12 protein-coding genes are annotated in these 13,628 nt (G+C 71.7%); 8 read left to right on the forward strand and 4 right to left on the reverse strand.

Annotated elements, in window-relative coordinates:
- Positions 1-277: 277 nt before the first annotated feature.
- Positions 278-1,180 (reverse strand): hypothetical protein, encoded by a 903-nt coding sequence (locus AB0G10_RS15780; protein ID WP_360921055.1) that lies wholly within the window; start codon positions 1,178-1,180, stop codon positions 278-280.
- A gap of 427 nt (positions 1,181-1,607) precedes the next feature.
- On the opposite strand from AB0G10_RS15780, the gene AB0G10_RS15785 reads away from it, so the two are divergent.
- On the forward strand, positions 1,608-2,636 hold the full coding sequence (locus AB0G10_RS15785; RefSeq protein WP_360921058.1) for a hypothetical protein: 1,029 nt from the start codon (positions 1,608-1,610) through the stop codon (positions 2,634-2,636).
- 122 nt (positions 2,637-2,758) lie between these two features.
- On the forward strand, positions 2,759-5,068 hold the full coding sequence (locus AB0G10_RS15790; RefSeq protein ID WP_360921061.1) for a helix-turn-helix domain-containing protein: 2,310 nt from the start codon (positions 2,759-2,761) through the stop codon (positions 5,066-5,068).
- Positions 5,069-5,101: 33 nt separating this feature from the next.
- Here the strand turns inward: AB0G10_RS15790 and AB0G10_RS15795 are convergent, their stop codons facing one another.
- Genes AB0G10_RS15795 through AB0G10_RS15805 form a run of 3 tightly spaced genes read right to left on the reverse strand, consistent with a single transcriptional unit; the run spans position 5,102 to position 7,004 of the window.
- Entirely contained in the window at positions 5,102-5,773 is a 672-nt protein-coding gene (locus AB0G10_RS15795; RefSeq protein WP_360921064.1) for an HAD family phosphatase, read from the reverse strand.
- A gap of 9 nt (positions 5,774-5,782) precedes the next feature.
- Positions 5,783-6,529, reverse strand: a complete 747-nt coding sequence (locus AB0G10_RS15800; protein ID WP_360921067.1) for a mechanosensitive ion channel family protein — start codon at positions 6,527-6,529, stop codon at positions 5,783-5,785.
- A gap of 40 nt (positions 6,530-6,569) precedes the next feature.
- Positions 6,570-7,004 carry a hypothetical protein gene (locus tag AB0G10_RS15805; protein WP_360921070.1) on the reverse strand — a complete coding sequence of 145 codons (435 nt, stop codon included), beginning with the start codon at positions 7,002-7,004 and terminating at the stop codon, positions 6,570-6,572.
- 103 nt (positions 7,005-7,107) lie between these two features.
- Here AB0G10_RS15805 and AB0G10_RS15810 point away from each other — a divergent pair, with 103 nt between their 5' ends.
- The 6 genes from AB0G10_RS15810 to AB0G10_RS15835 all read left to right on the forward strand — a co-directional run bounded on the left by AB0G10_RS15810 (position 7,108) and on the right by AB0G10_RS15835 (position 13,623).
- Positions 7,108-9,414: an LPXTG cell wall anchor domain-containing protein gene (locus AB0G10_RS15810; RefSeq protein ID WP_360921073.1), complete on the forward strand. Its 2,307-nt coding sequence runs from the start codon at positions 7,108-7,110 to the stop codon at positions 9,412-9,414.
- Between the two features lie 117 nt (positions 9,415-9,531).
- A complete protein-coding gene (locus tag AB0G10_RS15815) occupies positions 9,532-10,473 on the forward strand; it encodes a fumarylacetoacetate hydrolase family protein (protein WP_360921076.1) in 942 nt (313 codons plus the stop codon).
- A gap of 51 nt (positions 10,474-10,524) precedes the next feature.
- The gene (locus tag AB0G10_RS15820) at positions 10,525-12,012 is read left to right on the forward strand and encodes a glycosyltransferase family 39 protein (protein WP_360921079.1); all 1,488 of its coding nucleotides are present in this window, start codon (positions 10,525-10,527) and stop codon (positions 12,010-12,012) included.
- Positions 12,013-12,027: 15 nt separating this feature from the next.
- Positions 12,028-12,726, forward strand: coding sequence for a helix-turn-helix domain-containing protein (locus AB0G10_RS15825; RefSeq protein WP_360921082.1), 699 nt, complete (start codon positions 12,028-12,030; stop codon positions 12,724-12,726).
- Positions 12,727-13,097: 371 nt separating this feature from the next.
- Positions 13,098-13,406 carry a hypothetical protein gene (locus tag AB0G10_RS15830; protein WP_360921085.1) on the forward strand — a complete coding sequence of 103 codons (309 nt, stop codon included), beginning with the start codon at positions 13,098-13,100 and terminating at the stop codon, positions 13,404-13,406.
- Positions 13,407-13,416: 10 nt separating this feature from the next.
- Positions 13,417-13,623 carry a hypothetical protein gene (locus AB0G10_RS15835; protein WP_360921088.1) on the forward strand — a complete coding sequence of 69 codons (207 nt, stop codon included), beginning with the start codon at positions 13,417-13,419 and terminating at the stop codon, positions 13,621-13,623.
- Positions 13,624-13,628: the final 5 nt, after the last annotated feature.

The following is a 13,628-nucleotide window of genomic DNA, read 5'->3' on the forward strand; positions in this document are numbered from 1 at the left end:
GTGGTCGAGCTTGGCCCTTCTGCCGCCGGGTGGGTGTGGTGGTGGCACGGCTCTGCCTTTTGCCGCCGGGTGGGTGGCTGTGGTCGAGCTTGGCCCTTCTGCCGCCGGGTGGGTGTGGTGGTGGCACGGCTCTGCCTTTTGCCGCCGGGTGGGTGGCTGTGGTCGAGCTTGGCCCCTCTGCCGCCGGGTGGGTGTGGTGGTGGTGGCACGGCTCTGCCTTTTGCCACCGGGTGGGTGGTGGTGGCCCAGCTCTGCCTTTCGCCGCCGGGTTTGTCTTTCAGGCGTGCAGGGATTCCTGGTCTGCGAGGACGACGAGCTCGCCGGCTGCCATGCCCAGGGTCGTGGTGGCGCCGTCGAGCTGGATGCGGTAGGCGATGGGTGGGCCCGCCGCTCCCCAGACCGCGCTGAGGATGGTGGCCGTCCGGCCCCGGTGGGGGCCGGCCAGGGCTCGGACGCGGGTGCCGGGGGCGTGGCCGTCCTCGGCGACCATGAGGAGGGCGTCGAGGATCTGGCGCACACCGTCGAACGGGCGGATGCCACTCCATCTGGACGGCGCTTCGGCCAGGTGGGTGGCCGTCTCGCGCAGGTGAGGGTCGTGGCTGGACGACGCCGAGCTCAGGGCCTCGGTGAGGCGGGGCCACAGGGTGCTCGTGTCGTTCTCCAGCATGGACCTCGCGGCGCGGTCGAGCTCGGCGCACTCCATGTCGACAGCCGTCTCCTCGGCCATCTCGGCCACCCAGGCCAGGCCGCCGGCCTCGGGGACCAGGGCTGGCGTCTCGACGGCGACGGCCAGGTAGAGCAGAGTCAGCAGCTCGGTGCGGCCCTCGCCGTGGTAGAGCCGGCCCACGCCGCTGCCGGCCAGGCCCCGGCCCGGCGGGAAGCGGTCGACGAGATGGTGGGGGCGGCCCTCGGGCAGGTCGGCCGCCCGGCGGGTGTCGGCCAGGCGCTCGGTGAAGGAGCGGTGTGCCCGCTGCTCGACGATGCTCTGGCGGAACGGGTCGGAGGGGTAGATCGTGCGGCCGTGCGACGCCACCGACTCGCCGGGTTGCAGGCCCAGCTCGGCGATCACGCGGGCGGCGACCGAATAGGGCACTCCGGTGCGCGCGGCCTGCTCACGAATGGCCCGTTTGCGGGCGCGGCCGGGGCGTGGGCTCCGCCGCCGGGGATGGGTGTCGTTCATGATCGCCTCCGAGGCAGCCCCACGCACTGCACGGGACGGCAGCAAGGACCGGCGCGCTGAGTCGGTGACTCTTGGCCCGGAAGGACGGCCAGGCGTGGGCGACCGTCCGAAGGCTCCGGCGGGCGCGCCGCCTGGACTCGACTATAACGCCCGGGGAGTGCTCGCCGTGGCCGTCGTTCGCGTCGGTTCCCGCTTTGTGACGTGTCGGTTCGGGGCCGCTCGGGACACGGGCCGGCAGGGATGCGGGCGGCATCTCCGGGAGGCCCGCCGGCCGGCATCTCCGGGAGGCCCGCCGGCCGGCATCTCCGGGAGGCCCGCCGGCCGGATCAGCGAGGCCAGGCGCATGATGTCTCGGGCCAGGCGGGCGGTGATCACCGCGGAGCACCTGGCCACGTGCTAGGTGTCCGGCAACCGGGAAGGATGCTCCGTGAGACTGGCGAAGACGGCCGAGTTCAAGCTGCCGGACAGGATGGACGGCCCGGTACGCGCGGGGTCGTGTCTGGTATCCGGTGCCGGTGTGTTCCACGCGGTCGCGTGGTGGGACGGCGGCGCTCGGTACGCGCTGGTGTCGATCGCCGGTCAGGCGGTCCGGACGGTCCTGCTCGACGACCTGGGGGAACCCTTCGACGCGGCCTATGACGCGCCGGCGCCCGTGCTGCTCGACGACGACTCGTTGGGCCTGGTGGTTGATGCCGGCACGCTGCGGGTGTACGGAACCGACCTGCGAGTGCGGCACGAGCTCGCGATCGGCGGCGGCGAGGTGCTCGATCGCTTCGCCGTGCACGGGCAGCGACCGCCGGTGACCGCCCACGCGAGCCGGGGCGCGTTCGCGGGCGAGCACGTGGTCGTGCTCGATGAGCCGATCTCGCGGGGCAACCCGCGATACCTCGCGTTCCTGCGCATCGGCGAGACGTCCGCGTCCTGGACACGGATCAGGACTCTCGGCCCGGACGGGTTCCCGGCCGACCGATTCGGCGACGACGAGCTGAACGAGAGCCCCGACACGCCGTCGATCGACGGCTGCATCGTCGGTGACGCGGTCGGCGACGGCGACAGCCTGCTGGTCTGCGTGGAGGGTTCGGACGCTTCGAGCGTACGCAGGTACGGGGCCGACTTCTTCACCATCACCCGGGTCACGACGGACGGGACGGTGACCGCACCGCTCTACCAGCAATCGGGATGGAAGCGTCAGCCGGGCAAGCACGGCATCAACGGCAAGATCACCTCCTCGGGTCGCTACGTGCTGCTCACACCCGTGTTCACGGCCGGCGAGTGGAAGGGCCGGCAACGCCTCTTCGATCTCGAGACGGGTGACGTCGTCGAACCCGTCCTGCCGCGCGGCGCAGCGAAGATGCGGATCGTCGACCATGGCGGAGCAACCTTCTGGCTCAGCGACGGCGCGCAGCGGATCCTGTGCGCCGAGGCTGAGGACCCGCGACGGCACGGCGACCGCTGAATCGCCTGCTCGACGTCGACCGGGACCGCGCCCGCGCCCGCGCATGGACTGACCGCCCGGCCGCCTCCGACCTAGCCTCCTAGGACGCTGAAGAGGGCGTGGGGGTGGGTACCTTGGGGATCATGGATGTGTTCTCCTACCTCTTCGGCGGGGGAAGGGAACATGTCTTGTCGGAGTTCGGAAGTCACCTGAGAGGGCTCAGGCAAGCGGCCGGCCTGACCATGGAGCAGCTGGCCGAGGCGTCCGGGGTCAGCGCCCGCGCGATCAGCGACATGGAGCGGGGGCACAGCCTGGCGCCGCAGACCCGTACGATCGCGGCGCTCGCCGCCGGGCTCGGGGTGGACGCCGCCGAGCTGCGGACCGTGGCGCAGCAGCAGAAGACGAGTGGCGCCGGCCGGCCCCGGACCTGTGAGCTGCCGAGGCCAGTGCCGGACTTCGTCGGCCGTACCCGTGAACTGGCTCTTCTCCGGAATCTGCGGCATGCCGAGGGTGGTCCGGCGCCTGTCGTGGTCATTCACGGGCAGGCCGGGCTCGGGAAGACGACGCTGGCGGTGCGGATCGCGGACGAGGTGGCCGAGGAGTTCCCGGACGGGCGGTTCTATCTGGATCTGCGGGGCACGGATCCGGTGCCGATGGAGGTCGGGGAGGCGCTGCTGCGGCTGCTGCGGGCGCTCGAGGTCAGCCCGCGGCGGATCGCGGAGACTGATGAGGAACGGTCAAGCCAGCTGCGTGCGGTGTTGAAGGACCGTCGATGTCTGCTGGTGCTGGACAACGCCGGCAGTGAGGCGCAGGTGCGGCCGCTGCTGCCCGGGGACGGCGCCGGGCTCACCGTGATCACGAGCCGGCGGGTGCTCGGCGGGCTCGAAGGGGTGCTGCGGATCGGGTTGGAGGCGCTGGCGCCGGCCGAGTCGGCGCTGCTCCTTCAGGGGATCGCCGAGCAGGCCGCGCTGCCCGAAGCGGAAGGGGCGGTGGAGGCGGTCGCGCGGTTGTGCGGGCATCTGCCGCTGGCGTTGCGGATCGCCGGTACGCGGCTGGCCACCCGGCCGGCCTGGACCGCGGCGCACCTGCAGGATCGTCTCGCCGACGCGGATCGGCGGCTCGCCGTGCTGGAGGCCGGGGATCTCGGGGTGGCGGCGGCGTTCGCGCTGTCGCACGCGCAGTTGTCGACCGAGGCGCAGACGGTGTTCCGCCGGCTGGCGCACGTGCCCGGCGTCGATTTCGGGCCGGAGCTGGCGGCGGTGCTGACATTCCCCGCCGACCGCGTTGCTGAAGGCGACGCGCCGGGCGACATCATGGAGATGTCCGAGATGGTGGAGGACCTCGTCGAACTCGGGCTTCTCCAATCCGCCGGCTTCGACCGCTACCGCTTCCACGACCTGATCCGCCTCTACGCCCAGCAACGCCTGCACATCGAGGAGGCCGCGGGCGTGCGGTCCGCCACCCGGACGACCATGGTCGACTGGCTGCTGCGGACCGCGATCGTGGCGGGCCGCTGGTTCGAGCCCGCCTACGGCCGGCTCTCCGACGACTGGAACGGGCTCATCCCGCTGGCCACGATCGAGGAGGCGAGCGACTGGCTGCGCGACGAGACCGGCAACTGGGTGGGCGCCCTCCGATCGGCGGCCGAGGAGGGCCGTCACCAGCTGGTCGTCGACGTGGCGGAGGCGATGCACTGGTATTCGGACCGTACCGCGCGGCACGCCCACTGGTACGAGGTCTACACCCTGTCCAGCCGGGCGGCGGCGCACCTCGGCGACCCGCATCAGGAGGTCACCCACCTCAACTACCTGTCCTGGGCGGCCACCCACTGCGCGCGCCGGCCGGACGAGGGCGGTGACATCGCGATGGAGGCGTACCGGCTGGCGACCGCGATCGGTGACGTCAAGGAGCAGGGGTGGGCGTTGCGCTATGCCGGTGACGCCTGGCGCAACGGCGGTCAGACCGAGCGAGCGCTCTGGGCCTATCGCACGGCGCTTCCGCTGGCGGATCGAAGTCAAGACCATGATGGGTACGTGCAATTGCGTCCCGGCATCGCGATGCTGCTCAACATCCTGGGGCGGCACGAGGAGGCGCTCGCCGAGTGCGAGGCGGCGCTGCGGGAGATCGACGCCCGGCCGGTCGCGCCACGGCCGGGGCTCAGCGCCCGTACGTGTGCGCATTCCATCGCGGCCCGGGCACTCGGCGAGATGGGGGACTGGGCGGGAGCGCTACGCAGGGCGGAGCAGGCCCTGCCGCTGGCGGAGGACTTCGGATACTCCGGCTATCTGGGGGAACTGCACCTGACGATGGGCCGGGCCCGGGCCGCGCTCGGGCCGGCCGAGCGCGCCAGGCCGGATCTCGCCAGGGCGGTGGAGCTGCTGGCGGTGGGCTCGTTCCGGGCCGACGAGAAACTGGCCCGGTCCGCGCTGGCCGCGCTGGACAGGGCCGCGTGAGAAGCGGTGCGGGCCGCGTGAGAAGCGGGAGCGTCAGAAGCTCTGGATGAGGTCGCCTAGGACCGCCATGCTGCTGAAGGTCCGGGTGGCGCCGGCTCCGAGCAGCACCGCCGGCTCGTGGTGGGCGAAGCTGTCCGGCGGGCAGTAGCCCAGGACCACGGCCCCGGCGGCGACCCCGGCCTGGACCCCGGTCGGGGTGTCCTCGACGACGACGGCGCGGGCCGGGTCGATGCCGAGCCCGGCGGCGGCGGCCAGGTAGACGTCGGGGGCCGGCTTCGAGAACGCCGTCTCCATGCCGCTGTAGACCTGGCCGGCGAACACCTCGTCGAGGCCGACCTTGGCGAGCTGCAGTTCGATCTTGTGCCGGTCGGCGCCGCTGGCGACCGCGATGCGGCCCTCGTAGAGCTTCGCGATCTGCTGGACCGCGTCGATGGCGCCGGGGATCGGCTGCAGGTCGGTGACGAGGGCGTCGTTGCGGCGGCGGCGGAACTCGGCGATCCACGCGTCGGTCACGACGAAGCCGGTGTGCTCCTCGATGACGCCGACCTCGTCGGTGAGGGCGCGGCCGACGAACCGGCGGAAGCCCTCCTCCTCGCTGATCTCCCAGCCGAGTTCCCGGAGCATCGAGCGGAGCACGGCGTTGGTGATGCGCTCCGAGTCGACGAGAACCCCGTCGCAGTCGAAGAGCACGGCGTCGAACGGCATGCGCCGACCCTATTCGTCGTGCCGCCGCCGGCCGGCCACGGCACCGCCGGCAGCGACGAGAGCCACATCAGCGGCGCCGGCGGCGACGAGAGCCACATCGGCGCCGGGGTCGGGGGCCGTGACGGCGTCGGCGGCGGGCAGCGGCCACTCCCCGTCGTAGGGGCCCACCGCGGAGAGCATGAGCTGCGAGTTCGGGATGTTCAGCGGCCCGTCCTCGGTCTCCAGGATGGTGTAGAGCAGCCCCGCCGAGACGATCACCCCGACGTGCGGGCCGTTCAGCGCGCCGGACATCACCCGCACCCGGCGGCCGGGCACGTAGGGGCGCGCGAAGAGCAGGACGAGCCCGGCGAACAGGTTGCCGAGCACCGGCTGGGAGGCCAGGCCGACGATGATGCCGGTGACCGCGCCGCCGACGAGCAGGTGCTCCAGCCCGACCCCGAGCATGTCGCAGACCGACGCGATGACCAGGACGTATCCGCCGAGCAGCACGAGCATCCGCAGCGGTGTTCCGGCTTCGTCACCGGCTCGGGCCACCGCGATGCGGTGCACCTCCCGCGCGGCGGAGCGACTCGCGGTCATGCCGAGGATCAAGACCAGCAGAGCGCTTCCGTACGCCGGAAGTTGCTCTTTCAGGGAGTCCCCGCCGGTGTCCGTCCGCGTGCCGAAGACCAGCGCGACAAGGGCGCCCAGACCGAATATCACCGCCCTGCGGAAGTCCGGACGCAGGTGTTCCTCGATCAGCCGCTTGCGCCACATCCGGGTTCCGCTCCTCCTCGCGTGATCTTGGGGAGAGACCCTACGCGAGATAGCGGGTGACGACGTCGCGGAGGCGCTCGCCGGGTCCGCGGACGAACAGGCCGCGGATCTCGGTGAACGGGTTGCTGAGCGGAACCTCGTCCTCGTCGTCGCCGGGGCGCTGGACGAACGGCGTGCCGGGCTGGTCGGGGTGGACCGGCGCGACCGGGTTGCGGTGCCAGGCCGTGCCGCAGTGCCGGTTCTGCACCTCGCCGAGGTACCAGGCCGGAACGGTCACGGCCGGGTCCTCGGCCTCCTCGGCGGCGCGCACCTCGTCCCAGCCGGCGAACCGCTGCCGCAGCAGCCGCTCGAGCCGGTCGAGGGAGTCGATCGAGAAGTCCCAGTCCTGTCCGGTCCGCTCCGACCAGGCCGGGAAGGCGGCCTGCTGGGCGGCGAGCCAGGTGGTCAGCCGCGGATTGTCGGCCCAGTCGGTCATGAAACCCGGTCCCCGTCGTTCGGTAACGAAACGATATCCATCAAGGTCGATGAACGATATCGGGCGGCGCCGATACGGTTCCGTTCCATATGGTCCCACATCCATGAGGCTTTTTCTGCGGAGCGCCGTCGCGGCCGTCTGCGCGGTCGTGCTGGCGGCCGGCGTGCTGCCGGTGTCGGCGACGGCCGCCCCGGTCACGCTGACCGGCAAGCGCTGCGACACCAAGTTCAAGGTCACCGGCGACCCGTCGAAGCCGGGCACCCTGCCGGTGGGGGACGCGAGCCGGATCAAGGCGAACTGGGACACCTACGACTACCTGAACCAGCGGCAGTCGATGGACGGGCTGGCGGCGCCCACCCAGGCCCAGCTCGACGCGGCGGGCACCGACTCCACCAAGTGGAAGGAGGGCGACCCGCGCAAGGTCTACGCCAGCTACAACAACCGGCAGAGCGGCAAGAACCCGTACACCGGGAGTTTCACCGACTGGCTCACCGACCAGTACATCGACAACGCGGCGCGGCGTACCCGGGGTGAGGCCTTTCACGCCAAGGTGGTCAAGGATCTGAACCTGGTCGGCCCGGACTGGCTCTGCGAGGTGGAGATCAAGGACGCCGACGGCAAGGTGATCCGCCGGTACGACGCGGTCAACCAGAGGACCAAGGAGTTCGTCGAGGTCAAGTCCGGTGGCGGGATCGTCGACAAGCAGGTGCCGAACGACAAGGCGGTGCTCAAGGACACCCGGTTCAAGGACTACTCGCTGCGCTACGTCTACGGCCAGGAGCCGGAGGCCCGCAGCCTCACCAAGATCAAGGAGATCGCGGCGGACGCCGGCCGGCACCCCGACGGCAAGGCCCGGGTCACCGTCTACCAGCACCGTTCCACGCCGGTCGTGCGGTTCACGCCCGGCCCGCACACCAAGTTCGACCCGACGCTGAACCCGAACCCGTCGGCGAACTCCGGCTCCCGCGGCGGCCTCAACGACATGCTCAACCAGTCGAAGCCGACCCCGGAGACGATGCGCCAGCAGATCGAGCGGATCCGGCAGGGCGACCCGACCGGCCAGCGGCTGCGCGGCCCCGGCGGCGTCGACTTCTCCACCCTGGAGCTGCGCTACGTCGGCGCGCCGGCCAAGGGCGAGGGCATCGACTACTCGTTCACCGCGAAGAAGGCGGCCGACCCGGAGGCGAACCCCGGCTTCGGCGGCCAGGAGAAGGCCCAGCTGATCTCCGACTCGTTCTTCACCTGGCTCGCGCTCACCCCGGAGAAGTTCTGGGTGAACCTGAACCCGGACGAGCCCGACCGGATCATGGACGCGAAGTTCGGCAGGACCGACGCCGGGCGGGTGCTGCTCGAGGCCGACCTGCAGATGAAGCACGACTTCGCGGCGTTGCTCAACCCGGCGACCGAGATCGGGAAGAAGTTCTGGGACCGCAACCAGCTCACCGACGGCCTGCCCTGCCTGCACGGCATCCGCAACTGGATCGAACCGGCCCCGGCGCAGGTGCGCGAGCAGGACGGCGGCATCTACATCCTGGACGCGCCTCTCAAGGTCAACTCGGTGCCGCAGGAGGTGGAGTTCGACCTGCCCGGCGACCCCTGCGAGCCGACCAAGGCGCAGATCGAGCACAACCAGAAGGTGGTCGACGAGCTCATCGTCCCGGCCGTCGAAAAGAAGATCAACACCGATGATGCGTACGCCGACCTGCGCCGTGTCTACACCTCCCGGGTCGCGGCCGAGTGGATCCGGGTCCAGGACGCGAAGAAGGCCACCGACTATCGGAAGATCATCAACAGCGGCGACGCGTCGAAGTGGCCGATCCGCGGTGCGAAGTGGGACTACAACGACACCTGGCAGCGGTATCTGAAGTCGTACCGCGACGGTGACTACACGTTCGAGTGGGAGGCCGGCGGTCAGGTCTACATCTACACCTACGGCGGCGTCGACTTCTCCAACGCCCCGAAGAAGAACGTCACGAAGCAGGTGTTCACGGCGCAGCACCAGTACCTGCCGCGCAGCACCCGGACGTCGGTGCAGACGATGACCGACGACGCCGAGAGCGACGACCTGCTGCTGCTCGGCGGCAACACCGACGCGCAGCCGACGGCCGGCGACCCCACCACCCCGCCCTCCACCGACCCGGGCGACGACGGCGACGGCTCCGGAGGCGGCGACGGCTCCGGTGACGGCGACGGCTCCGGTGACGGCGACGGCCCGGACGACGGCGACGGCGATGGTGACGGGGACGGCGACGGCGGCACGGGTGGCGGCGACGACAACGCCGGCGGCCTGCCCATCACCGGCGACAGCGTCCCGGTCCCGCTCCTGATCGCCCTGGCGAGCGCCCTGATCCTGCTTGGCGGCGGCCTGATCCTCTGGGCCCGCCGGCGCCGGAGCACGTTCGTCAGCTGATTCGGCAAGTCGGCCGGCCCGGCAAGTCGGCCGGCCCGCCCCGGCGAGGCGGTTCCTGATGACGGCGGCGTCCCGTGGACGCCGCCGTCGTCGTTGACCCCGGGCGAGGGGGTTGCGATGCGGGTCGGGATGCGGGACGGGCGGGTCGTCGGGTGGGATGCCGGGAGCGGGAGGTGGGTGGTCGTCGGGGACGATCTGCTGACGTTCCTCGGCGGGGGAGTCGAAGCCGTGCGGGAGGCGGAACAGCGGTTCGGTACGGCGTACCGGGAAGAAGCCGCCGGCGAACCGACCGGCCTGCCCCTGGAACCGGCGTCGTTGCGGTGCTTCGCGCTGTGGGAATCGCACATGATCGCCGGGGCGAGAGGGCTCGTCGCGGCGTTCGGGACGGCCGGGATGAGACGGTTCGCCGGGGCGTTCGAGAAGGTGACCGGCCGGGTGCCGCCGCCCCTGCGACCGAAGCCGGGCTACTACCGCGAGCCGCAGTTCTACCTCGGCAACCATCGGGCGTTCACCGCGGACGCAGAGGTGGTGCCGTGGCCGTCGTTCGCGCGGGTGCTCGACTTCGAGCTGGAACTCGGGATGATCATCGCGCGGGAGGTGCGGGACTGCGGGACCGCGGAGGGGCGGGCCGCGATCGGCGGCTTCGTCGTGATCAACGACTGGACGGCGCGGGACACGCAGTGGGAGGACACCCGGCGCGGGACGTTCGGCGGCGTCGTGAAGGCCAAGACGTTCGCGAACTCGATGTCCGCGGTCGTGGTGACGGCCGACGAGTGGCTGCCGCGATGGCGCGAGCTCACCGGTCGCGTCACCGTAAACAACGAAATTTGGGCTGAAAACCAGAAAAATCAGCTGATGTACGACCTGGGGGCCGTCGTCGCCTACGCCGCTCGCGGTGAACGTCTCCGGCCGGGCGACGTGCTCAGCAGCGGCACCCTGCCCGGCCTGTGCGGACTGGAGATCGGCCGGTTCCCGCAACCCGGCGACGAGGTCCGGCTCGCGCTGGGACTGCCGGGTGGGACATCGATCGGTCTGACCGGCATTCTCGGGGACCGCTGAACGTCGGGCGGGATTCACAACCGGTTCACCATCGACTCCTATAACCGTCCAGTGAGTCTCGTCGCCGATCTGGCACCGCCCGCGGTCGCACCCGAACCGCAACCGTCCTCTCCGTCCGCGCGTAGCCGGTGGCAGCGCCTCTACTGGCTGCTGCCGGCCCTGGTGACGGCCGCCGTGGTGGCCGTCCAGATCGGCCGGCCGCAGCTGTGGCGCGACGAGTTCGCGACCGTGACGGCGGTGGGCCGGTCGCTGGGGGAGATGCGCCGGCTCGCGCAGAACATCGACGCCGTGCTCACCCCGTACTACCTGTTCATGCACTTCTGGTCGGCGGTGTTCGGCAACTCGACGGTGGCGCTGCGGATGCCGTCGCTGCTGGCCGTGGCCGGCACCGCGGCGCTGCTCGCGGTGCTCGGCGAGCGGCTGTTCTCGGTGCGCGCCGGCGTCTTCGCCGGTCTGTTCTGGGCGATCCTGCCGGCCGTGTCCCGGTACGGCCAGGAGGCCCGCCCGTACGCCCTCGCCGCCCTGGCCGCGACCGCCGCGACGCTGATGCTCGTCGAGGCCGTACGGAAGGGCCGGTGGTGGCGCTGGACCGGGTACGCCCTGTGCGTGCTCGCCCTCGGCGCCCTGCACCTGGTCGCCGTCGTGCTGGTGGCCGGCCACGGCATCGCGGTCCTCTCCGTGGCGATCCGCCGGAGGAACGTCAAGCTGCTGGTCCCGGCCGGGATCGCGGTGGCCGCGGCCGGCGCGGCGCTGCTGCCGCTGGCGCTGCGCGGCAACTCGCAGTGGTCGGTGCAGCTGGGTGTCACGCCGCGCCCGCCGAGCTGGGAGACGCTGATCCGGATCTCCGGCGACGTCACCGGCGCGGCCTCGACCGGCGGCATCCTGCTCGGCATGCTGCTGATCGGCGCGGGCGCGAGCCGCCGCGGCCGGCTCATGGCGGCGGTGCTGGCCGCGCCGCTGGTGGCGTTCACGACGGTCACCTTCTTCACCCCGCTCTGGCACCCCCGCTACCTGTTCTTCCTGGTGCCGCTCGCCTGCCTGCTGGCCGGGGCCGGCCTGGCGCTGGTGTCGGCGCGGTCGGCGCTCGTCGTGGTGCTTCTCGCCGGCGTGGTCGCGCTCTCCGACCACCAGGCGGTCCGGGCGTCGCACGAGGGCCGGGGCGCGCCGCTGATCGACTACCGGGCCGCGGTCGCGGTGCTCGAACAGCACGCGCAGCCCGGCGACGCGATCGTCTACAAACGCAACGGCTGGCACTTCACCGACATCGCCACCGAGTACTACCTGGGCACCGACGCGCCCCGCGACGCCCTGCTGAAGGTGAGCCGCACCGCGGCCGGCAGCTTCTGGACCACCGAGCGCACCAACATCAAGCTGTCGCTGGCGGCCGACCCGCGGGTCTGGACGATGGTGCCGGACGACGCGCCGAACAAGAAGTCCGAGCTGCCGGCGAAGACGCTCGGCGCGATCCAGGCCGACTTCACCAAGATCGGTGAGTGGCGGGTCGGGTCGATCACGCTGCGCCTCTACGACCGCAAGTGACGCGACAATGACGGGGTGAACGACGCTTCATCCCGCCTCCGGGGTCGCCGCCCACCCGCCGGCGACCCCGTCGTCGACCGGGCGCTCTCGCTGCTGTTCACGTGCGACGCCGGCCATCCCCGGCTCACCCTCAGTGAGCTGTCACGCCGCAGCAAGATCCCGGCGAGCTCGGCGCTGCGACTCGCGAACCGGCTGCTCGCCTGGGGCGTGCTGGAGCGCGACGACGACGGCCGGTTCGCGGTCGGCCTGCGGCTGTTCGAGGTGGCGTCGCTCGCGCAGCGTGGTCACGGGCTGCGCGAGGTCGCTCTGCCGTACATGGGTGACCTCGCCGAGGCGACCCGCCAGCACGTGCTGCTCGCGGTGCGTGACGGTACCGAGGCCGTGCTGGTCGAGCGGTTCAGCGGGCACGACGCCATCCCGGTGCTCTACCGCGTCGGCGGCCGGCTGCCGCTGCACGCCACCGGGGTGGGGCTGATTCTGCTGGACCTGCACCGGCCGGATCCGGGGCCGGACCTCCCGCCGGTCATCCTGTTCGTGCACGGCGGCGGCCGGCAGCGCGGCTCACGCCGGATGTTCTGCCCGACCTGGCGCGACTGGCGCCCGGACCCGTTCGCCCGGCTGGTGGCCGAGGGCTTCGCGGTCGCGTCGGCCGACTATCGGCTCAGCGGCGAGGCGCCCTCCCGGCCCCGCTCGACGACCTCACGGCGGCGGTGACCTGGCTCCGCGAGCACGCGACCGACCTGGGCGTCGACGCCACCCGGATGGTGGCCCGGGGGCGAATCGGCAGGCGGCCATCTGGCGGCCCTGCTGGGCCTGACCGTGGCCGGGCCGGCCGGCGTCATCGACTGGTATGGGGTCGCGGACCTCTCGAGCATGCCGTCGGCGGGGGACCCCGAGTCGCGGGAAGGTCTGCTGCTCGGGGCGGCGCCGGCGGAGGTGCCCACACTGGCGGCCGGCCAGTCCGGCTCGGCGGGTGCACGGTGGGGCGCCGCCGTTCCATGTGGCTCATGGCGGTGCCGATCGGGCCGTGCCGTGTGCGCAGAGTGAGCTGTTGATGGACCGTCGAGGGCCTGGTCCGGCTCTTCGTGGAACTGCCGGACGGCGAGCAGACCGGCCGGCTGCTCGCGCCGGGCGACTTCGGGTTCGTGCCGGCCGGGGCGGCGCACGCCTATCGGGTGGAGAAGCCGGCGCTGATCCTCGGCGCCGCCTCCGGCGGGTTCGAACGCTTCTTCCAGCAGATGGGCACGCCCGCGGCGTCCGGCGGCAACGACGGTGAGCCGTTCGTGCCGCCGTTTCCGCGGATGCGGGCGGCCGCGCGGGCGCACAACATGAGGTTCATGCCCGAGTACGAATGGTCAGTTTCGGAGAAGCGCCCGCCGCAGTCGTGGAAATAGCGTGACCGGCATGAACAAGTGGATCCGGCAGGCTCATCGATGGCTCGCCATCGCCTTCACCGTGACGGTCGTCGCCACCACCGTGGCGCTGGCGCGGGAGGACCCGGTGCTCTGGGTCTCCTATCTGCCGTTGTTGCCGCTCGCCCTGCTCTTCTTCTCGGGGCTGTACCTGTTCGTGCTGCCGTATCGCACCGCTCGTCGAATCAGGCGTTCATAAAAGCG

This window comes from Actinoplanes sp. NPDC023714, from assembly GCF_040639855.1.
Classification (GTDB): domain Bacteria; phylum Actinomycetota; class Actinomycetes; order Mycobacteriales; family Micromonosporaceae; genus Actinoplanes.

Coding starts and splice junctions, on each gene's coding strand:
- AB0G10_RS15780 (WP_360921055.1), bottom strand. CDS start 1,180: ATGAACGACACCCATCCCCGGCGGCGGAGCCCACGCCCCGGCCGCGCC.
- AB0G10_RS15790 (WP_360921061.1), top strand. CDS start 2,759: ATGGATGTGTTCTCCTACCTCTTCGGCGGGGGAAGGGAACATGTCTTG.
- AB0G10_RS15795 (WP_360921064.1), bottom strand. CDS start 5,773: ATGCCGTTCGACGCCGTGCTCTTCGACTGCGACGGGGTTCTCGTCGAC.
- AB0G10_RS15800 (WP_360921067.1), bottom strand. CDS start 6,529: ATGTGGCGCAAGCGGCTGATCGAGGAACACCTGCGTCCGGACTTCCGC.
- AB0G10_RS15805 (WP_360921070.1), bottom strand. CDS start 7,004: ATGACCGACTGGGCCGACAATCCGCGGCTGACCACCTGGCTCGCCGCC.
- AB0G10_RS15810 (WP_360921073.1), top strand. CDS start 7,108: ATGAGGCTTTTTCTGCGGAGCGCCGTCGCGGCCGTCTGCGCGGTCGTG.
- AB0G10_RS15815 (WP_360921076.1), top strand. CDS start 9,532: ATGCGGGTCGGGATGCGGGACGGGCGGGTCGTCGGGTGGGATGCCGGG.
- AB0G10_RS15835 (WP_360921088.1), top strand. CDS start 13,417: ATGAACAAGTGGATCCGGCAGGCTCATCGATGGCTCGCCATCGCCTTC.